This is a genomic window from Methanolobus profundi (assembly GCF_900114835.1).
GTDB lineage: Archaea > Halobacteriota > Methanosarcinia > Methanosarcinales > Methanosarcinaceae > Methanolobus > Methanolobus profundi.
This window is the reverse complement of record NZ_FOUJ01000001.1, coordinates 532333-556107: the sequence shown is the minus strand read 5'-3', so window position 1 is coordinate 556107 and position 23775 is coordinate 532333. Positions and strand designations below refer to the sequence as shown.

Annotated in this window: 17 protein-coding genes and 1 tRNA gene; 9 read left to right on the top strand and 9 right to left on the bottom strand. The window is 40.4% G+C overall.

Annotated elements, in window-relative coordinates; translation table 11 throughout:
* Positions 1-118 precede the first annotated feature (118 nt).
* Complete coding sequence (locus tag BM008_RS02700; protein WP_091932825.1) at positions 119-475, top strand: winged helix-turn-helix transcriptional regulator; 357 nt, start codon at positions 119-121, stop codon at positions 473-475.
* 285 nt (positions 476-760) lie between these two features.
* Positions 761-1456, top strand: a complete 696-nt coding sequence (locus tag BM008_RS02695) for a hypothetical protein (protein ID WP_143072248.1) — start codon at positions 761-763, stop codon at positions 1454-1456.
* 89 nt (positions 1457-1545) lie between these two features.
* Here BM008_RS02695 and BM008_RS02690 read toward each other — a convergent pair whose 3' ends face one another.
* Positions 1546-2178 (bottom strand): LysE family translocator, encoded by a 633-nt coding sequence (locus BM008_RS02690; RefSeq protein ID WP_091932820.1) that lies wholly within the window; start codon positions 2176-2178, stop codon positions 1546-1548.
* Between the two features lie 299 nt (positions 2179-2477).
* On the opposite strand from BM008_RS02690, the gene BM008_RS02685 reads away from it, so the two are divergent.
* Positions 2478-6575 carry a PAS domain S-box protein gene (locus BM008_RS02685; protein ID WP_091932816.1) on the top strand — a complete coding sequence of 1366 codons (4098 nt, stop codon included), beginning with the start codon at positions 2478-2480 and terminating at the stop codon, positions 6573-6575.
* A 42-nt stretch (positions 6576-6617) separates the two neighbouring features.
* Here BM008_RS02685 and BM008_RS02680 read toward each other — a convergent pair whose 3' ends face one another.
* Complete coding sequence (locus BM008_RS02680) at positions 6618-7463, bottom strand: coiled-coil domain-containing protein (RefSeq protein ID WP_091932813.1); 846 nt, start codon at positions 7461-7463, stop codon at positions 6618-6620.
* Between the two features lie 192 nt (positions 7464-7655).
* Positions 7656-11558: a right-handed parallel beta-helix repeat-containing protein gene (locus tag BM008_RS02675; protein ID WP_091932810.1), complete on the bottom strand. Its 3903-nt coding sequence runs from the start codon at positions 11556-11558 to the stop codon at positions 7656-7658.
* A gap of 1732 nt (positions 11559-13290) precedes the next feature.
* On the opposite strand from BM008_RS02675, the gene BM008_RS02670 reads away from it, so the two are divergent.
* A complete protein-coding gene (locus tag BM008_RS02670) occupies positions 13291-14121 on the top strand; it encodes an archaellin/type IV pilin N-terminal domain-containing protein (protein ID WP_091932806.1) in 831 nt (276 codons plus the stop codon).
* Between the two features lie 50 nt (positions 14122-14171).
* Here the strand turns inward: BM008_RS02670 and BM008_RS02665 are convergent, their stop codons facing one another.
* Entirely contained in the window at positions 14172-14996 is an 825-nt protein-coding gene (locus tag BM008_RS02665; RefSeq protein WP_091932803.1) for an alpha/beta fold hydrolase, read from the bottom strand.
* 563 nt (positions 14997-15559) lie between these two features.
* Between BM008_RS02665 and BM008_RS02660 the strand changes: the two genes are divergently transcribed.
* Positions 15560-16324, top strand: coding sequence for a ribonuclease III family protein (locus BM008_RS02660; protein WP_091932801.1), 765 nt, complete (start codon positions 15560-15562; stop codon positions 16322-16324).
* A 263-nt stretch (positions 16325-16587) separates the two neighbouring features.
* Positions 16588-17652 (top strand): hypothetical protein, encoded by a 1065-nt coding sequence (locus BM008_RS02655; RefSeq protein WP_091932798.1) that lies wholly within the window; start codon positions 16588-16590, stop codon positions 17650-17652.
* A 221-nt stretch (positions 17653-17873) separates the two neighbouring features.
* Here BM008_RS02655 and BM008_RS02650 read toward each other — a convergent pair.
* The 3 genes from BM008_RS02650 to BM008_RS02640 form a co-directional block, all read right to left on the bottom strand.
* A tRNA-Ser gene (locus tag BM008_RS02650) sits at positions 17874-17959 on the bottom strand.
* A gap of 142 nt (positions 17960-18101) precedes the next feature.
* Positions 18102-18851: an FKBP-type peptidyl-prolyl cis-trans isomerase gene (locus BM008_RS02645; protein WP_091932795.1), complete on the bottom strand. Its 750-nt coding sequence runs from the start codon at positions 18849-18851 to the stop codon at positions 18102-18104.
* 158 nt (positions 18852-19009) lie between these two features.
* A complete protein-coding gene (locus BM008_RS02640) occupies positions 19010-19750 on the bottom strand; it encodes a hypothetical protein (RefSeq protein ID WP_091932793.1) in 741 nt (246 codons plus the stop codon).
* A 141-nt stretch (positions 19751-19891) separates the two neighbouring features.
* Here BM008_RS02640 and BM008_RS02635 point away from each other — a divergent pair, with 141 nt between their 5' ends.
* The 3 genes from BM008_RS02635 to BM008_RS02625 are packed head-to-tail and all read left to right on the top strand — an operon-like array spanning position 19892 to position 22088.
* Entirely contained in the window at positions 19892-21082 is a 1191-nt protein-coding gene (locus tag BM008_RS02635; protein WP_091934131.1) for a geranylgeranyl reductase family protein, read from the top strand.
* Positions 21083-21442: a gamma-glutamylcyclotransferase family protein gene (locus BM008_RS02630; RefSeq protein ID WP_091932790.1), complete on the top strand. Its 360-nt coding sequence runs from the start codon at positions 21083-21085 to the stop codon at positions 21440-21442.
* 28 nt (positions 21443-21470) lie between these two features.
* Positions 21471-22088, top strand: a complete 618-nt coding sequence (locus BM008_RS02625; protein WP_091932788.1) for a TatD family nuclease-associated radical SAM protein — start codon at positions 21471-21473, stop codon at positions 22086-22088.
* A 41-nt stretch (positions 22089-22129) separates the two neighbouring features.
* Here BM008_RS02625 and engB read toward each other — a convergent pair whose 3' ends face one another.
* Both engB and BM008_RS02615 read right to left on the bottom strand, forming a co-directional pair.
* The gene (gene engB, locus BM008_RS02620; protein ID WP_091934127.1) at positions 22130-22762 is read right to left on the bottom strand and encodes a GTP-binding protein EngB; all 633 of its coding nucleotides are present in this window, start codon (positions 22760-22762) and stop codon (positions 22130-22132) included.
* A complete protein-coding gene (locus tag BM008_RS02615) occupies positions 22758-23756 on the bottom strand; it encodes a DHHA1 domain-containing protein (RefSeq protein WP_091934124.1) in 999 nt (332 codons plus the stop codon). The genes engB and BM008_RS02615 overlap by 5 nt, the downstream gene beginning before the upstream one ends.
* Positions 23757-23775 lie beyond the last annotated feature (19 nt).

Below are 23775 nucleotides of genomic sequence, written 5' to 3'. Positions count from 1 at the left end.
TAGTTTATGAATTGTAAATCAACATAAAATATTAAAAAGGTAGATGTTAACTCACTATATTTATATCCCATACACTCATTTTTGATAGGAACTAACAAAAAGTATAGTAAGGTAAAATATGGTAACTGAGAAAAAAACGACTAGTAAGAATGAGAAACAATACTGTTGTCCCGTAGAAGCTACACTTGGTGTCATAGGTGGTAAATGGAAACCACTCATCCTCTGGCAGTTGAAAGAGGAAGTATTACGTTATAATTCACTTCAGCAGGCATTACCCGGGATATCCCCGAGAATGCTTACAAAACAACTCAGGGAACTAGAGGAAGACGGACTTGTCAGACGAGAGATGTATCCTGAGATACCGCCGCGTGTCGAGTACTCACTGACAGATTTTGGAAGAACGATCATTCCTGTGCTTGAAGCCTTGTGCCAGTGGGGAATTGAGTATATGGACCAAAGATGCGAAGTCAAGTGAATCACATTTATATATACACCATAAATTATTAAAAGTATTAAATATAATATCACATCTGGATAGTGAAAGTTAATTCTGGGGTGTGACTCATTCTGAATCCTCCTAGCTTTTCCCGCCCGTCTAAAGCGGTACCCACACCTCAGAATAATTACTGAAAAGCGAATTGCTCCTCCAAAGTATTATATCAGTATACGAACTTGTTTTTTCAGGTAATAAAATATGAAACTAAAGATGCTGTCAATATGCTTACTTCTTACACTATCACTTGTCATTATATCAGGGTGCATGGATGAAGGGACAGAAAATGAAGATATAACAACTACTGACATGGTTGTGAATGAAACGGAATTCACTGAGGTCATGGCAGAAGCGAATACAGCCTATGTAAAAGCCCTTGTATCAACAAGTCAGAAGAATGTGTCAGCATCCAGATCGTCTATTGATGAACTGGTCAACAAGCTCACCTACGTATCAGACACATATGGAGAAGCACCTCCCGAGATGTATGCCAATGATAAGAACTGGCAGAGCGAGATAAAAAGGGCAGTTTTGATAGCAGAATATTCACAAGAGATGCTTGATGAGAATGATATTGAAAGTGCTCATGATGCTCTTGAACCCATGAGAGACCTGTTCTTTGGCCTTCATGAAAGGAACAATGTCCTGCATATGGGAGACCATCTTACAATGTTCCACATGACAATGGAAGAAGCTATTACTGCTGCAAATGCCAATGATACTGAATTGGTTGCTTCCTATATCCCCACATTGGAAGAACAGTGGCAGGACGTTAAGAATGCGACAATGCCTGAAAGTGCAGACAGCAACTACAACCAGTCACTTGCAACTGTTGATACTGCAATTGAAGTGCTTGACGACTCTGTAGCAACAGGAAATTCCACACTTGTACAGCAGGATGCTGAATCTCTCAGACTTGCATTCGCAAAGGTCTTTGCAAAATACGGTATTGTGATATCCTGAAATTATCAATAGAGATCAATGTGCAGATACATTCTGCACTTCCCTTCACTCTATTATTATTTTACATTAAATCCTTCATGCATTTCACATTACAGTATAGGCAAACCCAATAGCTCCAGACCTTGCTCAATGAAAATAAGAGCGAAAACAAAATACACAAAACCCATACCACGTATAGTGTAGAGATAATAATTGTTCTTCAGAAAGGACCTTGACCTGCCTACAAGTAATGCTATCATGATCTTTGATCCTACAAGAAAAATATAGAATCCGAGAACAAAAAGAACAGGTGCCAGCATAGCAACATCCAGAGCCTGAAAAAGAACAGGACCACCTATCGTGATCCAGAACAGGTAGGGATGCGGACTCAGGAAATTGGCCAGAATGCCCTTCTTCAGCGAATCCTTTTTTCCAGTGATAATATCAAGACCATTATTCCCAGTCCTGAGCGAGGATATTCCGAGATGTATAAGATATAATGCACCTGCCAGGCTTATAAAAGCAATAGCTATCTCCTGACTTTTTAAATTGAGAAGGATGAGCAGGATAACTGAAACTATAAGGACATCTGTTATCAACGGGGAAACAGCAACCTTGAAACCTTCCCTTGAACCATGTTGCAATGTCTCAGAGATGGTCATTGCCATAAGTGGTCCGGGAGAGATACCTGCAGCAAAACCAAGGAATATACCCATTAAAAGAAATTCATAGCTTCCATTCATATCCACTCCGTATATCTTCCAAACCAGCTTAAAGTTTTTGAGTGTAGATTAGTGTAACAGATACGAAAGTACACAGATGTTAAATATATAAACTAGTGATTTATAATAGAAAATGCGACATAAATAAACTGCATTCATAGTATATTCATAAAATGATCAGGACATACTATGAAGAAACTTAATTTAAAAATAATGAAGTATACAAATATTCTATTGAACCCAGGATCCAGGACCTATACATTTCTGAAAAATGCCTGATATATCCCGGCAACAGCTCACACAAAACCGAGAACCTTACCATGAGCATCAAGACCAATAGCAAGGAAAACAAAATGCTGGCTTTTAAAGTAACCATCATATATGCAGCACTCGCAAGTATGTGGATCATGTTCTCCGACAGGATACTTGCATTTTTCATATCAGATATAGAACTATATATGGAACTGCAAACCTATAAAGGAGGAGTTTTTGTATTCGTTACTGGGTCACTTCTTTACCTATATCTGGATCCACGTGTAAGACAACTCAATGAATCCCGGATGAACCTTCAGGATACTGAACTACTACTGGAGAAAAGATTGGACTATGAGATGGCAACAGCGGAGTGTATGCACATCCTTCTCGAGAAGAACAGTATCGAGAATATACTGCCCCGTATCCTCAAAGTAATAGACAGGACCGTAAAGAGCAGCAGATCATATATTTTCATGAATGGATACGATGATGAGCTGGGACTTTACATGTCACAGATAGCTGAAGTAGCATCACATGGTATTGAAGCACAGATAGATAACCCGGAACTTCAGCGTCTTCCATACAGCAAAGGAGCACCATCAGTACTTCGTGCTCTGGAATCAAGACACCACTTTGCACATCTAGTTGAAGATCTTGATGAACCTGAAAAGACCATTCTTGCTGATCAGGATATTCTTTCAGTACTCATACTTCCAATATTTGCAGGCCAGGAACTCTGGGGTTTTATAGGGTTCGATGATTGTGAAGAAGCCAGGGAATGGCATGAAGATGATATAAAGCTACTTGAGATCATAGCTGATGGTATCGGCGAAGCAATATATCACAAAAGATCAGAAGATGAACTGAAGGAAAGCGAAGAGAGATTCAAGATCCTGCACAATGCGACTTTCGGCGGGATACTCATTCACGACAAAGGTACAATACTTGACTGCAATCAGGGATTATACGACATGAGTGGATATTCAAAAGAAGAACTTATCGGAAAAGATGGATTCATACTTGTCACTAAAGGATCTAAGAATATCATCCTGGAAAAATTGGCATCTGATCATGAAGAACCATATGAGGCTGTTGGACTACGAAAGGACGGAACAGAGTATCCTATAAGAGTACATGCAAAGAATCTCCCATATAATGGAAAGCAGCTAAGGGTCACTGAAATAAGAGATATTACAGAGCAAAAAGAAGCATATAAAGCGCTTGAAGAAAGTGAAGCAAAACACAGTGCAATGATAGCTAACATTGCTGATGTGATCGCAATTGTGGATAAAGATGGCATTAACAAATATGGAAGTTCTACTTTAGAAAAATGGTTTGGATGGACACAGGAAGATGCTATTGGGGAATCGGTATGGAGAATAGTCCACCCAGATGATCTTGAAAATGTTATGAACGATTTTGAAGGAGTCGTCCGTGAACCTGGCTCCATGATCACTTCTGAAGGGAGATTCCGTTGCAAGAATGGAGAGTACAAATGGGTAGAATACACTGCTAAGAACCTGCTCAATGAACCACATATAAATGGTATTCTCATCAACTACCACGACATAACAGAAAGAAAAGAAGCAGATATTGCACTGAAAGAAAGTGAAGAGAGATTCAAAGCACTCCACAATGCATCTTTTGGTGGTATTTTCATACACCAGGATGGGATCATTATTGACTCTAATCTGGGTCTCTCTGAAATATCCGGTTACACAGTTGAAGAACTAATAGGAATGGATGGAACACTCCTCATAGCTGAACGTTGCAGAGATAAGATCGTAAGGAATATGCAGGCAGGTTATGAAGAACCATACGAAGCCATAGGACTCCGAAAAGATGGAACAGAGTATCCGGTCAGAATAAATGCAAAGAACATCCCTTACAAAGGAAAGATGATCAGATCCGTTGAATTCAGGGACATTACCGAAGAGAAAAAAGCAGAAGATGAACTAAGAGAAAGTGAAGAGAGATTCAAAGCGCTTCACAACTCATCTTTTGGTGGTATAACCATCCATGACAAAGGTGTGATACTTGACTGTAACCTGGGGCTCTCCGAAATATCTGGTTATTCTGTAGAGGAACTAATAGGAATGAATGGACTGCTACTCATTGCAGAAGGTTCAAGAGACCTTGTAATGAGCAACATATGTGCAGGCTATGAAGAAGCGTATGAAGCCATAGGACTTCGAAAAGACGGTACAGAGTATCCGGTCAGACTGGAAGCCAGGAACATTCCTTACAAAGGAAAGCAGGTAAGGGTTGTTGAGTTCAGAGATATAACTGATCAAAAGGAAGCAGAACGATCCCTGAGGGAAAGTGAAGAAAAGCAGAGTGCAATGATAGCTAACATTGCAGATGTCATTGCTATTGTAGATGCAAAGGGGATAATAAGATACAAAAGTCCTAACATCAGGAAATGGTTCGGCTGGGAACCAGAAGATGTTATCGGAAATCCGGTTCTTGATAATATCCATCCTGATGACAAAGAAAGATTGCAGATCGATTTTGTCAACCTTGCGAATATGCCGGGGTCGAACCTCAATACAACCACCAGATACCTTTGCAAAGATGGAACGTATAAGTGGATAGAGTTCATAGGCACCAATCTGATCGATGAACCGGCCATTAAAGGAATTCTCTTCAATTATCGCGATATAACGGAGCGAAAAGAAGCCGTGGACAGTATCCTTGAGAATGAAGAGAGGCAAAGGGCCATGATCGCCAACAGTACCGATGTGATAGCCATCATCGATGATACAGGGATCAATAGGTACAAAAGCCCGAATGTGGAAAAATTGTTCGGATGGAAACCAGAAGAACTTGTCGGCAATTACATGTGGGATAATATCCATCCTGAAGAACTGGAACTGATAAAGACGGGATATCCTGTGTTCGTTACTATCCCAGGGGCCATATATAATTCAGAGGTCAGATATCGCTGCAAAGACGGAGATTATAAATGGATCGAATATACGATCACTAATCTCTTGCACGAACCTGCGATAAAAGGTATATTACTGAACTATCACGATATTACTGAACGCAAACAGGCGGAAGGTTTCCTGCTTGAGAGCGAAAGGAAGTTCAGGAACTATATCGAAAATGCTCCATACGGTATTTTTATTATGGACCATGATGGGAACTATCTTGAGGTCAACCGGACAGCCTGTGAACTTACCGGATATGAAGAAGATGAGCTTACTAAACTGAGCATAACTGATCTTATAGCACCGGAGTCATTGATGAAAGCAGGCCAGAGTTTCGATGAGCTAAAGCTCACAGGCTTCACATCATCTGAGCTTCTAATGAAACATAAGGATGGAACTGTAGCCTGGATCAGAAGAGACGCTACAAAACTATCAGATGACCGTTATATCGTATTTGCAAGCGACATCACTGAAAAGAAGAAAGCGGAACTCTCTTTGCTCGAAGCTAAAATGCTGGCAGAGGATAACAGTCGTATCAAGTCGGAGTTCCTTGCCAATATGAGCCATGAACTACGAACACCACTAACTGCTGTAATAGGGTTTTCAGACATACTTGGAACAACTATGAAAGGTGACCTTAGTGAAAAGCAGCTCGGTTATATTGAACACATAAATAAAAGTGGAAAACATCTCCTTGAACTGATAAATGACATTCTGGACATCTCAAAGATAGAAGCCGGTAAAATGGAGCTTAAACTTGAGAGATTCAATACCTCAAAAGTGTTGAAAGAGGTACAGGAGTCTATGTTGCCTCTTGCAGGAAAAAAGAATATCGAAGTCAGAATGATCAATGAGATAGATGATGATGAAGTATTTGCTGATAAAATGAAGTTACAGCAGATAATGTTAAATTTGCTCAGCAATGCCATTAAGTTCACTCCCGATAATGGAAATGTTTCCATCAAGGTCAGGAATTATGATGGAAATATAGAGTTCTCTGTTTCTGACACAGGTATCGGGATCCCAAAAGAGAAACAGGAAGACATATTCGACCCCTTCACCCAGGTAGATGCCTCAAGTAAAAGGAGGTATGGAGGTACAGGTCTGGGACTGGCACTTGTCAGACAGTTCGTGGAAATGCATGATGGTAAAATATGGCTTGAAAGTGAGGAAGGAAAAGGTAGCACCTTTACGTTCACTATCGGTACCCAGGATAAGAATAGAAACTAAAACTAAAAAAGATATACTTGAAGTTGATATGTGATATCACTATCAACTTACAAGAATTTCCTGATTCTGCTCGAATATCCTTGAATAGAGCCTCATGTTACTGAGTTGCTTGTTAGATTCCTCAAGTTTGCTCTTGAGCTCAAAAACATCATCCTCAAGGATCTTGATATATGCCAGTTGTTGTTCGATCCTGGCATCCTTCTTGATTATGTTCAACTGCTGTTTGTGAATAGTTACCTGCTTGCCGATCTCTTCTTCAGTCTTTTGCTGTAGTTCGACAAGTTCATTTTCACGGGATGAGAAAGCCTGTTCTTTTGCAGAAAGGGTTTCCTGAAGATACTTGATGTACTCACGTTTGCGTTCGATCTTCTCTATCTCAATATCGACATCCATCTCACCGGAAGCGATCTCTTTCTTTTGTGCAGCAATGTCCCTTGCCTTTGAGTCGAGCCTTATCTTGGTCCTGTCGAGCCTTTTTTGTTTTTTACTAAGAGCTAGTTCCTGCTCGAACTGTGCACGCAGAACTCTGTATTGGTCACAATTCCTTTTTTGAAGGGACGCTTTATTGATGTCATACCTATCCATCCGTGTGCTAAGTTCGGTTTCAAGCTTTAAGAAGTCAACACGCTTTTTCTCGTATTCCTTCTTTGCGATCTTTAGCTCATCGTTCTTGGATACAAGCTTTTCATATTCAACTGCGATCAGCTTTTTAGCTTCACGGATCTTATGGTATTCTTCAATTACAAGGGATTCGTCAGCTTTTATCTGCTCCTTCTTCAAAGCGATCTCAGCACGCTTCTTCTCAACTTCATCAAGCTGACTGAAGTATGTAGCCTTGATGTCCTCAAGGTTCTGGAGTTGATTCTGGTAGAAAAGTTCCTCGCTCATGTTCGGTCCCACTTTATGTTACACTGATCGCTCTGGAATACGATCGTTGTAGTAATAGAGAATAATTATGTCGATATATAAAAGAAGCATGTTCATGATTTTGAAATATACCGAAAAACATGAACATTGTTAACATTTGAACCATAGATTCAAATAAAGTAATAGAATATGTTATAAAAACAGAATAAGGGATTAGAGCCCTTTTCTGCCCTTTTGACCTTTCATTACAAATATTGATGCAATGACGATCACTGCTAATCCAAGGATCAGGTACAGATAACCTGAGCCACCCTCATCAGCAAGTTCTTCCACAACAGCAACAGGTTCCTCTATGACCTCAGGGACCTCTTCAATTACCTCTTCGCTTTTTTCAACACCAAAGAGAGCGTATACGGAGAAGTGTGTTGTAAAGGCACTAGCTCTTCCATTCTCCCAGTCAACAGTTGTTTCAAGGGCGATCCACTCACCATCTTCAGAATAAGTGTAGATCACAGGATCATGGTCCTTTGAAAACTCTTCAGGGTCAAAGTCTATTGTGATCATGACCTCTTTGTTGAAAGAAGTACCTGAAGGTCCGAAATCAACACATATACCGGAGTCGACCACTCCAGGAGGTGCAGCAACCGGTGTAGATGGTAATCTGTTCACAGTTATCTTTCCAACAGCAGTTCCTTCAGGACTGACGGCTATTGTTCCCTTGAACAGGGTCACTGTAGTTGTGGAGTCAGGGGATTTGGCAACAGTATCACTGCTTACCTCACCATTCTTACCTAATGAAAGATATGTGGTGATCCTTGTCTGTGAACGGAGCAATACAGGAACTGAACCATCATCAAGTGTTTCGGAAGGACTATCAGCTGGATCATCAGATGATCCGGATGATCCATCATCATAGAAGATACCGAATCTGCTGAACTCTGTGAGATTGCCAATTATAGTATTGGTAGTTGTATTAAGAGAGGTATCATTCACCACTGTCCAGTTACCACCGCTCGATCTGTAAAGATCAAGTGTTGACTCTTGCGTACTGCTCAAAGAAGAATTGTTGTATGAGAACGTAATGCTCATGTTCTGTGAAGAATTGATAGATAGGTATCCAAATGCATTCACCTTTCCTGTGAAACTGGTAGTATCGCTCTCATTTCCGTTCAGACTGGTCTCTGAACCATTGATATTGAATGACAACAGAAGTGAGTCATTGATGAACGACTGGTCAGTGATCGCCAGATCCAGAGAATCGTTCGAGTACAGGCCATGAAGACTGTTCCCTACAGCAAAGTTCGATGATATGGTACTGTTACCTGAACTGTTGTCATAGATACCAACAGTATTGTTGTTCAGAGTGTTATCCGAAAGTGTATAATCCTCACAGACATCCACATAGACACCATAATCAGAGTTATAGCTGACAGTATTATTGTCAAGGGTCACATGCCAGTTCTCTATGAGATAGATACCATGGTCAGAGTTACTATTGATGATATTATCAGTTATGGAGCTGTAGTCACATGTATTATCAGAATATTGTGAATAGGAATAGATACCATATCTTGTATTGTCACTTATATTGTTCTGAGTGATATTACTATAATCACAGCTACCTGTATATATGGAGCTGGAACTCAGATAAAGCATTACACCATCACGATTGCCTGTAATTGTATTGTCTACCAGGGTGTTATAGTTGCACTGATAACTATTATATGAATAAAGGTAGACCCCCTCATTCGTATTGTCAGTGATCACATTACTATCCAAAGTATTGGAATTCGAGGTCTCGATCCTTATACCACGCACATTGCTATTGATAGTATTGTTCGTTATCTCATTACTGGCGGAATAATAATTGACATAGATAGCATAATTAGTACTGCCTGATATCTCATTATCAAGTATATCATTATAACTGCATGATGAATGTATGTAGATACCGTTATTATTGGAACTAAGGATATTATCAGTTATCTCGTTGAACCTCGAAGAAGCATAAAGATAGATACCATAGGAACTGGAACTGATGTTATTATTGCTCAGAACATTGTAGTTGCCAGAGGAATATAAGTAAATACCATTGTTGTTGTTGCTCGTCAGGTCATTGTTCGTGACATTATTGTAGTCACATGAATTGTAAAGATAGATACCGGTAGGATTGGAGGAAACAGTATTGTTTATCATGTCATTCGTATCTGAAGATGAAAGATAGATACCAGTATTACTGTTCCCTGTTACATTGTTGCTGGAAACATTGTTCTCATTACTTGAAGTGTAAAGATAGATACCATAAGTATTGGAATATACAGTATTGTCGAATATCTCATTGTCTGTTGAAGAATACAGAATAATACCATTGCTATTGGAAGAGACATCATTATCATTTAGATTATTGAAAGAATTGGACTCATCCAGGAATATTCCCCTTATACTACTGTAGCTGGTAATGTTGGTCAGATCGTTATAATCGGAATCGAACAAACGAATACCGTTATAACCATCTACAACTGTCACATTATCTATGGTCGAGTTGTCAGTATATGCGAACAGAATGCTATCATAACCATCTGACAAGCTCATATCCCTTACAGTGATATTAGTGGAATTGATCACACATATCTGCCCGGAATCAGCAGGCAACTGAACATCGGATACATTCATCCAGTAATATATCGGCTTGCTGTCAACAAGATTGCTGGTATTGACATAATTTATGTAATGGTCCAGTGATGCACCGTCAACTCCGAAATTATAGGTATTTGAGGTCATTGAGTTGTTTTCAAATGTATTGCTTCCTGAATTGAAGATGAATATACCGTATGTGCCGCTATTGATACTGTTATTGGATACATTGTTGTTGGTTGAGGTCTGTAAATGTATACCATAGTTATTCCCTGAAGTAAAATTATTGTTCATTATGTTGTTGAATGAATTATAGTCATCAAGGAAAATACCATTCGTCTTTGATGATGCTGTTATATTGGACACATCATTGTACTCGGAATCATACAAACGGATACCATTGGTACCAATTGACACAGTAACATTGTCTATGGTCGAGTTGTCAGTATATGCGAAAAGAACATCATCATATCCTCTGGAAAGAACAAGGTCAACAACAGAGATATTCGTGGAGCTTGCCACACAGACCTGACCTGCATCTGCAGGGATCTGTGCGTCGGACTGACTTACCCAGTAATAGATAGGTTTGCTGTTAACAAGGTTACTTGTATCTACATTATTTGAGTAATGAGAAGCAGAAGAACCATCAACTCCAAAATTATTACTATTGGAGTTCATAGTATTATTAACCAGTATACAGGAACCCGAAGAATCAAGATATATACCATGACTATTTGAGTATGCAGTATTGTTAGTAAGGTTACTGTTCCCTGAAGCAGCCAGGTAGATACCATAATAACTGTTAGAGTATGCAGTATTATTGATAAGGTCACTATTCCCTGAAGAAGACAGGAAGATACCATAAATATTAGAATATGCGATGTTATCTGTCAAATTGCTATAGCTGGAAGAACCTATGAAGAAACCATATTGACTGCCACTTATTGTATTGTTCCATAACGTGTTATAATAACTTGAAGAAATAGTGTAGATACCATAATATGAATTACTACTTAGATTGTTATTGTATATACTATTATTACTGGAACCGGTCAGGTAAAGACCACGATAATTATTTGTAAATAGATTGTCCGATATCGTACAACTAGAGTTCAAGGATATCTTCACTCCTGAAAATCCATTTGATGTGGCATCCTTGATCGTAAAACCGGAGAGAGTTACGTTATCGGATGTTATCTGAACTACATCCCTATTGCTAGCAGGAGTGCGGATGATAGTACTTGCAGCCCCGTTCTCAGAAGTGATTGTAAGAGACTTATTGATGACAGGATTCTCTGAATACGTACCGTCCTTTACAATAATTATGTCATCTGGAGATGCGGCAGTTATTGCACTGGAAATTGTTGTGTATGACTCACCTGAACCTACTGTGAGCGTTGCTGCTGAAACTGTACCTGAAAATAGTATAGTGATAAATAAGAAGAGTATTATTTTTTTGATATTTGCTTTTGTTAGTAACATATTATCATCCCATCCATATCTAAAGTGTATGTACACATCGTTATATAAGAGTTATTATAAAATACAGCTTATCATTATTGACCGATAGGGATCTTCAGGGCTCGTTTACTACTTACTACGGATAATGGGATTTGTATACAACCAGAACAGATATTATATTATCATATACAATGTAAAATGAAAGAATACAAAAGGCACGTGCACCCCTCTGTAATTTTTGGTTGGTATGCGAGTTCCCGCCAAAGACATACTCTTTTGCATGTCACCGTGCCTCTGACCATTGATCATCAGAATATTATTTAAGTTTTTATGATCGATCCTGACATGTAAACCGTGAGCTACAGGAGTACATAACATATACAATATAAAAAGAAAGTAAACACAGAGATAAATAAGCTTTAGTTAGATAGATAATACATGTGTCCCCATGTAAAATATTTAAATAGTATTAGTTTCAACTTTAATTAGTTTAGTGGGAAAGTCCAACATCAGCTTTGGATATCAAAACTGCATATCCTGCAATATAAGAAAGATATGCATGGATCGTGGCTGTATATTCATCATGCTTGTGGAGGCATGAGAAACTTAGACGCTGGGGTAAAAACAATGATGAAACTAGAAAAATGTCCTGAATGTAATTCAGAATTGAACGAGAACGAACATGTGCAGTTTTGCAGAACATGTGGCTACTGGACGAACTTAGGAACAGTGAGATTCGATCCAATATCTCTACTCGATTGAACTATCAGGATACAAAAGGTCATCTGATCGACTAAAGAAAAAAGAAAATTATTTGCAGCTTGCAAGAAATGAACATTTCATCCTGCATTAGCTGCTGCACTATTTAACAGTCCATCATATGAGAATATTGATATTCCATATATTGTGACATGAAGCCTGATACTGTACAGGCTCCAGATGTATAGAGAAGTTTATTTTCCCTGAAGATGGACCGCGATATACGGCCATTTATGCGTGTCTGGCCTTATGACCAAACAGCTTTTTCATGTTCAGTATAGTGTATATGAATAGAGCTATGAGAATACGCATGAGTGCCCCTCCGCTTATAATCTTTTTTTGTACCTTGTTTTTCTGTAAGGAACTGCACCATACCTGAATTTTAACGCTGTTCCTACGTTCTATACTCAGCCCTAAAATATTATTGTTTATTAGTGCTTATGAGTAATTTTACAAAATAGCTCTATATAAATGTTCCTATTTGATATGCAGTAAAAACAGGGTCTTAATCACTTTTTTTGTGTGCAGCTGTGAGATTTAACAAAAAGGTTTCACAAATTCCAGGTGTTTGCTACGAATGAGATGAAGAACATACGATGTGACCTAATAGACAAGACCAGATACAGGTAACAAATATGAGGTATCTGCCTGAATTCGCACGGATTTTGGGGGAGTGGGTAAAATACCAGGTAAAGAACAACAGCGAACCAGATACCTCAATTTTATTGAGATGTTAATACTATATAAATATAGTTATATTATTTAGAGTAATATTACTATGGACGTATCGTTTAAACTAATCAACTATTTTCATCAACTTTCTGACTGGAAGAAATAAAGAAAAATGTCCATATGACTGTATGCTTTAACAGGATACGGAAAAGTAACCAAAATAAACATAAGACTTTATATACATAAAGAACAATTTTATAAATAATATATTAATAGTGTTCACAGATATTAGCATATCCTCAACAACAGAAATGGTGACCATATGCGTGTTTCAGCTGCTACTAAAAGAAAATTATCTTCAACTGAAGGACAGATAGGAATAGGAACTTTGATCATCTTTATTGCTATGGTACTTGTTGCAGCTGTAGCAGCTTCGGTCCTTATCCAGACTTCGGGTGTATTGCAACAAGATGCCATGTCTACAGGCAAGGAAGCATCCAAAGAGGTATCATCGAATCTCCAGATACAACAGATAGAGGGATTCAGAGCAAAGAACACAGATTCCAATTTGTCCTCTACAATAGATGCACTCAAATTGACCATCGGACTGAATGCTGCCAGTGAAGCAGTGGACCTGAATCAGGTTATACTCACGATCTCAGATGGATACATAACAAATGACCTGGTATATGCTGGAAATGAAAATACTCTTAGGAGCATCGATTCTGATGGAGTAATTGACTCGGGAGCAATGGGAGACTATGGCCTTGGTAACGCTACAAGGGACAGAGAGCTCCTTTTCGATTTTTTAAGCCAGAATGATGGTGAATTTGTTGTAAATCAACGCACCTACTATATAGCAGATAAAGTACGGGATGACGATAATTCATTCAGCGTGATGAATCCCGTGATCACATCTGGTGATGTCATTGTCATCTACGTTGGAACCCTGTCAGAGGTATCAGACAACCAATACAGATATCTGATAGATGCAAGAGTGGACAATGGTGTGGCTCAGACAACATCCCAGCTCGACCTATCCCCACGTGCAACGGTCAATCTGGTCATGACACCTGAAGCAGGCGCTTCAGCAACAGCAGATTTTACTCTGCCATCTACATTCGGCAGTAAGGAAAGAGTGGCCCTGTATTAGAAACAGTTCACCCTTTGTTATCCAGCCTTTGGAACTGCTCTTAGGCCATCCTATGAAAGGAATACCAGTATCCTGTCCGCATATTCAGCACCAAGGTCCTGCTCCCCACAATGTCCTACGCCATCAAACCGAACGAGCTGTGCGTCCGGGATCATTTCTACCATTTCCAGAGAGATATCCACAGGTGTGAGCAGGTCTTCAGTACCTGTCAGGAGTAGTACCTTGTTCTGAATATCAGGAAGTTGTTCATAAGTGCCGTTCCACTCCAGATTTGCTTTTGCATACTTTTGAAGCACCGGGTTTGCTTCAGGATCGGAAGATATAGCCTGAAGTTTAGCTTTGAGGACATCGGTCTGGGAAATATCAAGACTGTAAGTTGCCGATGAAAGTATCAAGGTGTCAACTTTTTCAGGATGCTCAACTGCCAGTTCCTGAGCTATGGATGCACCCATGGAAGATCCGAATATATGTGCTGAAGGTAGATCAAGCTCATCCATCAGGCCTGCAGTATCGTTGACAAAAAGAGAAAGAGAGAATGTTCCATTATTGTTCGATGAATAACCCATTCCCCGATTATCGAAGAGGATGACCCTGTAACTGCCTGCCAGTTCACTGACAAAAGTATCATTGACCATGTCCATTGTTCCGGCAAATGGCATGATCATTACAATAGGGTCCCCTGAACCAAATTCCCTGTATCCGATCTCGATGTCATTGGCAGAAGCATATTTTACAGGGGTCTCAACTATAGAACCGTAGTTAGTTGATGTATCTGGCTGGCCGTATGATATGTTCTCAGGTTGGGTCCCTATGCAACCTGAGAATACAATAGTCGCAATTAGTAATTGAAAAATAAGAGTTATTATTCCCTTCATTAAATATAAATTATAATTAAGTTATAAAAAAGCTAGCTTTAAAGATAGAATGATAAAAGAGAGTTACCCCCACTCCCTTACCACTCATACTTTTTTTCTCAGGAGAATGGAAATGCTGATGTCAAGATGGAGAGGGAAGACATCTTGCAGCATTTCCATGCAATCCAATTCCTTACGTTTTTCTACCAGAGAGAGTTCGGATGAGTTCCATATTGTACCACCAAATATGAATGATTCTCATATCGTACCACCGAATCGTTTTTTTGTGACATGTACTGCCTGGCAGTTCGTGCCACAATTACTACTACTTTTTTCTACTATATTAATATATGTACAGTAGAATATATAATGAGCATCATTATGATGATATATTTATTTGAACAAGTTCACTGATGAAAGTGAGGCTGTTAAAGTACAAACATAAGGGCATTTTCATACCTTGTTCTATCATTGGAATTATTTTAAGAATACATTGAATATGAGTTTCGTGGATAATTTCAGTGCTGATCGCCTATGTATTTGCTAAAGAAAATATAAGAACACGAACATAATGAGGATCTGAGATGAAAGTAAATGAAGACCTAACTGTAAGTCTAGATCAGCTAGAAGAATTCCAGAAGATCATTGGTTTTGAATTTAAGAACAAAAGCATTTTGACAGAAGCTTTGACGCATGGTTCATTTTATAGCGGCAATAAGCGAAAAATGAAAGCTTTCATTCAAAAGAACCATCTTGAAAATGCTGATTACAATAAGCTGGAAAATCTGGGAGACCTTGTATTAGACCTTATTATTGGTGACTTTTTTTACCATCACAAAGAGATCGAGGAATATGCAAGGTCCAACGACCTGTCAATAGAAGCTGCACTAACTACTGTTAAGATCGTGTTGGTCGAGAATGAAGGTCTGGTTCCGGTAGCACAAAAACTGGAGCTGGAAAAGTACATCATCTACGGCTATCTGGATAGTGTTGAAGATATATTCGATGATGTTATCGAAGCACTCATTGGAGCTATCTATCTTGATCAGGGCTTACCTAGAGCCAGAGAGTTTGTCTACAAGTACTTTGATATCGAAAGCGCCCTGGAAAAAGTACCACATTCAAATCCGGTCGGCAAAGTACAGGATATATACGGTGAAGACAACATCAATTATCCCATTATCGAAGAAACCGGCCCGGGCCATTGCAAGATGTTCACTGTTGGACTGGAAATACATGATTCCATAGTATCTACAGGAAAAGCAACCCAGGTCAGGAAAGCAAAGGCTGAAGCTGCAAGGAAACATCTTCAGTCCTTGAAAGGGAAAGTAAAGCCAGTTAATAGATAATCCTGATCATAATCTCCATGTATGCTTGATCAAAGTTGACGTGAAGACATCTTGTTTTAAGATGATACTATGTAGTTCTTTCGAAATAAATTATCCCCACTGTGACTTGATACGCCTCATGATATCGATTATCATAATATACATCTCTTTTTTGCAAAGGCACTTTATAGAATTGAGATCAAATATCACATTGCAATTATTTGTGACTAGGGAGTGTGTGAATGTATAGAAGATCAATAATAAATTTAGTATTAATCGCAATATTGCTGTTCTCAGCAAGTTCAAGCGTGGCCCTTGCAGGCCAGGGTAACAGTCTGATAGGGGAGTTATCAGAAAGAGATGTTTTTCACGCAAATGAATACCAATATAACCTGTTCTACAACGAATGGCATTATTTCAATGTGATTGATGAAGAGCAGGGTCTGGAAATTGTGACAACGCTAAAACTGAACGGAGGTGTTTCTACCGGCTACAGTTATGCCCAGGTTTTTTTGGGTTATAATAAAGGAATAATCCCGGGTGCATCAGTCGAGCTTTATCCAATAACTGATACTGCGTTTTCAGAGGATACGCCAAATGTTAGAATAAATAAAAGCTGGGTCGAGCTAACTCCACAAGGATACCATGTCTATGCAGAATCCGGTGATGGAAATGCGGTTTTTGATGCGATTTTCAAGCCAATGGTGGAACCAGTACAATTAGATGCTGAGTCATTACCAGGATCGGGTTCTATGAGCTGGCTGGTGGCTTCATCAAAAATGAATGTAGATGGCACACTTACTGTCGGCGAAAAAACCTACACTTTGAAGAACGCAAGAGGCTATCATGACCACAACTGGGGTTTCTGGAACTGGGCTTCCGTCGGATGGGACTGGGGGCAGGTCAGCCAGACAAAGAAAAATCAGCAAGGAAATGATGTTGGCACATATTCAATTAGTTTTGGAAACGTCACCAATAGTACCCATACTGACTCCATGAGTTCTGTGCTGAACGTGTGGAAGAACAAGAAAGTAGCTGCGAGTTTTAATGATGCTGATGTGCAGATCAGCCATTCTTTGGTAAGTGCACCAGATTACCTCTTCCTCCCGGTTCCAGCTGAATATCCAAGACAAACGGTCATCAATGCTACTTCTGATGATGGGGACTGGGTCAACATCACGTTTACTGCTAAACAGCCCGTACCACTTCCAATACCCCTTACACCTCTAGACCCAGGTTATTTAATCATATGGGAAATCATTGGAGAGTATGAGGTAGAGGGAGTCATAGATGGAAAACCTGTTTCCTTTGTGGCAGGTGGATTCCTGGAATATGCAGCTAAGTTCTAATATGAATGAAAGATTCGGGAAGACACTACGTCTTCTCACTTTTTTTAATTATGGTCTTTTTTACTATAGTAAGACTACATAATTCTTGTATAATCTTTTTATACCCGTTATATTTGTACTTTAATGCCGATAGCCATCATTATTGAAGGAAACGTATTTCCATTCAGCACATAAACAAGAATGTATTGATGACAAACAAATTAATTAAAAAAAGATATCGACGCTGAGGAAGAGATTCGAACTCTTGCAGCGCGTTAGCACTACCGGTTTTCAAGACCGGCGCCGTAGTCCACTTGGCTACCTCAGCATGTCGGATGATATCTAAATAACGACCTAAGATATAAGGGTTTTGATTCAAAACCGATGTTGACAGTATTTGTCAATGGTTATGAAGAGAGATATGAGTTGAATTTATAAGTGAAATGTAAAGTGAAGTGAAAAGAGGAATATTATTCCTCTGTTGCTTCAGCTTCTTCGTCCTCTGCAGGAGCTTCGGTTGCCTCAGGCACTTCTGCTGTCTCAGGAACGTATGGGTGCTTCTCGACGTATTCAAGGTTTGGAACACCAAGCTTGTCGATAAGTTCACCTGCGATTGTGAGCTTTGATACGAGCCATCTCTGGTTGAATCCAAGCTCAATAGGAGTGTAGATCCTGATAAGGTCATCAGTTACCTCGATCTCGATCTCTGGCATACCAGTGTAGAGTGAGAGCAGACCCTGTGCCTTAGCGACCTTGTCCTCGATCTTCTCTACGATAGTGTACTCGTACTCGACTTCCTTACCAGCAAGTGCATGGTTGAGGTCTACACGTATTCTGCGTCCAATGACCTGGGAGATAACTCCACGCCTTCCGTCAAGTTCAACAGGCATTCCAGGGTATGGTCTCTGGTCACCGAGCTGTTCCTTGAGCTTTGTAACTGAAACTGTCTGGACAAGAGCAGGGTTGTGTGGTCCGAATGCCATTTCCGGTGCAATGGTAACAGTACCATTGTAGCCTACATCCTTACCTACAAAATCCTCATCAAGGCCCTTAATAGTGTGACCGGAGCCAACGATCACAACATCTCCACCATAAACGCCACGTGGGTTGTAGATGCCATTGTCTTTTGCAAGCTGTTCATCGGTAGTGTCGAAGATCTGTCCTTCATTGAACTTACCGGTATAGTTAATTTTTATGAAATCGCCTTTCTCAATTGCCAAATCGACCAACTCGATATAATTTACTTGATTAATAGTAAGATCTTAGTATAAGACCTATGAATTGAATTACCTGCTCGCTATACTCATATGTCTTTAAGAATCTTTTGCCACCAGGACAGAAAAAAAGGTTAGAAAAGATCAGGATCGACCTGAAAACATTAGAATGTATTATCTACAACGATCCCCAGACCGAACTCCCGGTCATCTCCTTCAAGAAGCGTGATAAGTGACTCAGACTTAAGTATATCATCAAAACCAAAGAACATATTCTCAAAAGGAACCCTGGTATCATGCCAATCAACCCTTCTGCTATGGCTCAGGATACCTTTACCTTCACGATATTGATAAGGTTCCCGAACCCTTCCAACAGCCACCCTCTTCTCGCACATTATCGGCAGCAATACGATATCATATGTCTTTATATCGGTCACAAAATGCATCATATCCTTAGCCCAGGTATCAAGCATCGCCATCGGAGGAGAACTGAGCCTTGTCAGCAAAGCCTTTTTCATCTGCTCTTTCCTTTCGAACTCATCGAATTTCCGCATTGTAGCATCGAACTGCTTGACCTCCTCGTCGAACTTCTTCAATTTCCCATTGAGGCGCTGCATCTTCTTCATCATTTCCGGCCGGTCAGCAGAATAATCTATATCCTTAATAGCATCTTCGAACTCTTTTCTGAACTTCTGATCGAAGTCCCTGTATTTATCCCCGAAATGAAGGTACCTTTTATAACTCTGTGGCCTCTGTTTCATATCCATGAGCTCATTCCCGAAAAGGTCCATAACATGAAGGTTCGGATCGAATGAGATAAAACCCCTTTCAAGACATGTTGTTTCCTGTTGACCACAATACCCCGTACGTACTACCCAGACATTATTCCTGTGCTCACGTATCATATCTCTCACCATCTAATATATGATAGTTAGATATATTTAATAGAATGTATTCTGTGTAAAAGGTCAGAAGACCATTGAAATGATCACCGGTCAAAAAACAAGGCACACCTCCATCTGAAAAACAAAATAATGGAAATCACCATGACACCTGAAGACTCATATGATATCATCGTTGTCGGCGCAGGCCCGGCAGGTTCCACAGCAGCAATGTACGCAGCACAGAAAGACATGTCAGTGCTTCTGGTCGAAAAGAAAAAGGATATCGGAGTGCCATTACAATGTGGAGGGTTCCTTCCACACTATCCTGTACTTCAGGAACTTGTACCCAGTGCAGAGCTCCCGGTAACACTCGAAGAGATACCATCGGACTGCATACACGCTACAGCCTCATACCAGCGATTCATAGCACCTAACGGCTATTCCAAGGGCTTCGAGGTCGATGCCGATGCAATTGACAGAAGACGTTTTGACAAGCACCTTGCAAAAGAAGCAGCCAGAGCAGGTGCAGAGCTCCTTGTAGGAACGAACGTCACTGAGGTCAACGATACTAAACTCTTCATGGACGGCGCATTCGGTGAGTTCGAAGTAGAAGGAAAGGTCATCATCGGAGCTGACGGACCTAATTCCATAATTGCAAAAGCAAACAACATGCTAAGGGATATCGACCCCATGGGAACAGGTACTGCCTTTGAATACGAACTCAGCGGTGTTGACATCGACAAAGAAGCTGTTGAGATGTACTTCGGCAAGGATTACGTCCCCGGAGGATATGCATGGATCATATCCCAGGGTGGAGATACCGCCAACATAGGAGTAGGTATCAGAGAAGCACTCTTTGAAGAACATCTCTGTGCAAGGGATTATCTCGAACGTTTCATGTACGAGCACCCGATCGCAAGCGAGAAGCTAAGTGGTGCATCCATAACTTCCGTGGTCGCAGGACTTGTTCCGGTAGGCGGAGCGCCAAAAGTAACTGCATCCCACAACACGCTCATAGCAGGAGACGCTGCAGGTCACATAATAGCCACCAACGGAGGAGGTATATCCACTGCAATGGTCGGAGGAAAACTTGCAGGTGAAACTGCAGCAGAGTTCCTTGCAGGCAAATGTCAGCTAAGGGAATATGAGACCAGATGGAGACAGCAGATGGGACTTGAGATCAAGACCGCAGTCTACGTCCGCAAACTAATGGACAAGCTCATGCTCTCCGACAGGCTTATGTCCACAGCTATCAAAATGATAACTCCGGAACAAATGAAAGCCATACAGTGTGGTCAATTACCAGATCCGGTGAAAAAGACACTAATGAAACTGAACGTGGGACTCAGTTAAATGTACATCTTCGTCTACGGAACACTTAAAAGAAGCGACCCTAATCATTTCTTATTGAAAGGTTCAGAGTTCATCTGTTCAACAAGGACTAAAATATCATACACCATGCTCGACCTTGGACGCTTCCCGGGAGTGATCAAAGATGAGGTCCCAAAAGCAACTTCATCACCAATATATGGAGAGGTCTATGATATTGACCAGCAAACACTCGAAAAGCTCGATGCTTATGAAGGAAGCTGGTACTTCCGTGAAGAAGTGGAACTTGAGACAGGGTTAAAGGCACTGATGTATTTCCTGAGAAAGATACCACCTCTGGAATATCATGTGATCACTGACGGAAACTGGAAAAGGCATAATTAACGGGTAAAATAGGAAAGGGAGAAAATAAATGCCGGACAATGATAACAGCATTCCAATGTTCAAAGGAACAATAAGCTACGAGGCATTCGGGAACCTTTATCTGAACATAACCAATCAATGCAGTGCAAATTGTGTTTTCTGCATAAGGGATCTATGTGATGGAGTATACGGCTATGATCTCCGCCTTTCAAGAGAACCTACTGAAGAAGAGATCATCGGGGACCTTGAAAGCCATGATCTCAAAAGGTATAATGAAGTTGTCTTCACAGGTTTTGGTGAACCAACATGCCGTTTTGACACCGTCCTTCACATAACGAAGTGGCTACACGATAAAGGTATCATTGTCAGGCTTGACACCAATGGTCATGCAGCTCTTATGAATCCCGGAAGAGATGTTGTAGCAGAACTCAAAGCTGCAGGACTTGATGATGTATCAATAAGCCTCAATGCAGAGTCTGAAGAGCGGTACAACGAACTCTGTAAACCTGCATTTATAGGATCCTATGCTGCAATGCTGGATTTCGCAAAAAGTTCGGTACGATTGGGGATAAAAACACGAATGACAGTTGTCGGTGACAATGACATTGACATCGAAAAATGTGAAAGTATAGCAACCGGGATCGGTGCTTCTTTCAGAGTGAGATAAGTTAAGAAAATACTTATCTATAAAACTTAGAACTACGGTTCTCAGAAATACCTGAACAGGTCATCCCTTTTTGCTGCATGCAGACGTTGTCTGATAAGTGCCTTCAGGGATTTGAGGTCACCTTTTTTAGCACATACAGGAGCTACAGAATCAAGCCACTGCTTCCATGGAGGCAGCATGCCCAACTTATCGCATATACCATCAAGGGTCTCATTTAGCTCAGAATCCTTTATCTTATCTGTCTTGTTAACAGCAAGTATAGTATCTACGCCAAGCTCCCGGAACAACTCGAACAGTTCAATATCAATAGGTATCTCATTCCTTTCTTCCCATCTCTTCACAACGTCAAGGAAAACAGCACCATCGATCACCAGTACAGCAATACTTATCCTGTCAGCATTCTGTTCGATATAGCGAACTATCTGGTCCTTCACAATATCCTGTTTGCGGTCCTTAACACCGCTCATAAAACCGAATCCCGGAAGATCGGTCACCACTAGATCTGAATTACGTATATGAGTTGGTTTCAATGTCACACCCGGGCGTTTACCCACTTTGACATTCTTCCCTGTGATACCTCTGATAATAGAGGATTTGCCGACATTGGATCTGCCTGCAAAAAGTACTTCGTAGTTCACACCTTCAAGTTCATTGACCTTTTTCGCCATTTTAATCAACTTTAACCTTACTTTTTTCCTCTCCAATGGCCCTGTCAAGCGCATGAAGGAAGTCATCAAAAGAATCTTTTGGGATCCTTGCTCCTGCTGCCGCTGCATGGCCTCCGCCACTGCCACCGAACTGTGGAGCTATCCGTCGTAACAACAAGTTCAGGTCCACAGAATCCCGTGAACGGAAGCTCATATCATAAACATTCTTCCTATGTCTGAACTCTGCTGAAAGCCCTATATCCCTTCGCCCATAAGAAGCAGCATATATAGCTGATTTTGACATATAACCATTGGGGTCCACTACATATGCAAGATTCTTGAGCGTCCTGACCTCATGCTTCACATGGATACGAAGTTTTTCCTCAAGTTCTGCACCCTCTTTAGCATATTTGAGAACATTTGGTATTTCCGTAGGTATCTTGTCATGTGAAAGAGGAATTACCAGCTTCCTCTTGAAATCATAGTTCCTTCCTGAATAGATAAGTGCCTGTATAAGCGTCCCTGCCTGGAAGAACAGACTTCTCTTATCCCAGTCACGAAGCCACTCCTTAACAGAAGGAGTTCCATCGTAGTAATCTCCAATAGCACCATATATAGCCACACGACGCATGTCCCTGCTAAGCCTTTTTTCAAGAACCTTATAGGTAAGTTCTGATGAACATACTGTCAGATCATGATGTAACCAGTCAGCACCTATACATTTCTTTGGCAGAGGATGATGATCGATATACAGAAGGTTAGCATTATCTGCTATCTCATAAAGACGCGTGAAAAGCTCCGTACATTTACTTTCATCAACTGCGATGTCACATATTATGACATTCTTATATCCCTCAGCAAGGCTAAGCTCATCCACTATCCCGATCGGAGAAGTGAAATAGATATCAGAATCAGGATATGCACTTTTTGCAATTGCACCTGAACATACCCCATCGGAATCCCCATGGGTAAGGATAAGGGTAGAATTATTGCCATTCTCATGTTTATTGGATCGGGTCATAGGAACTTCCATTGATCAC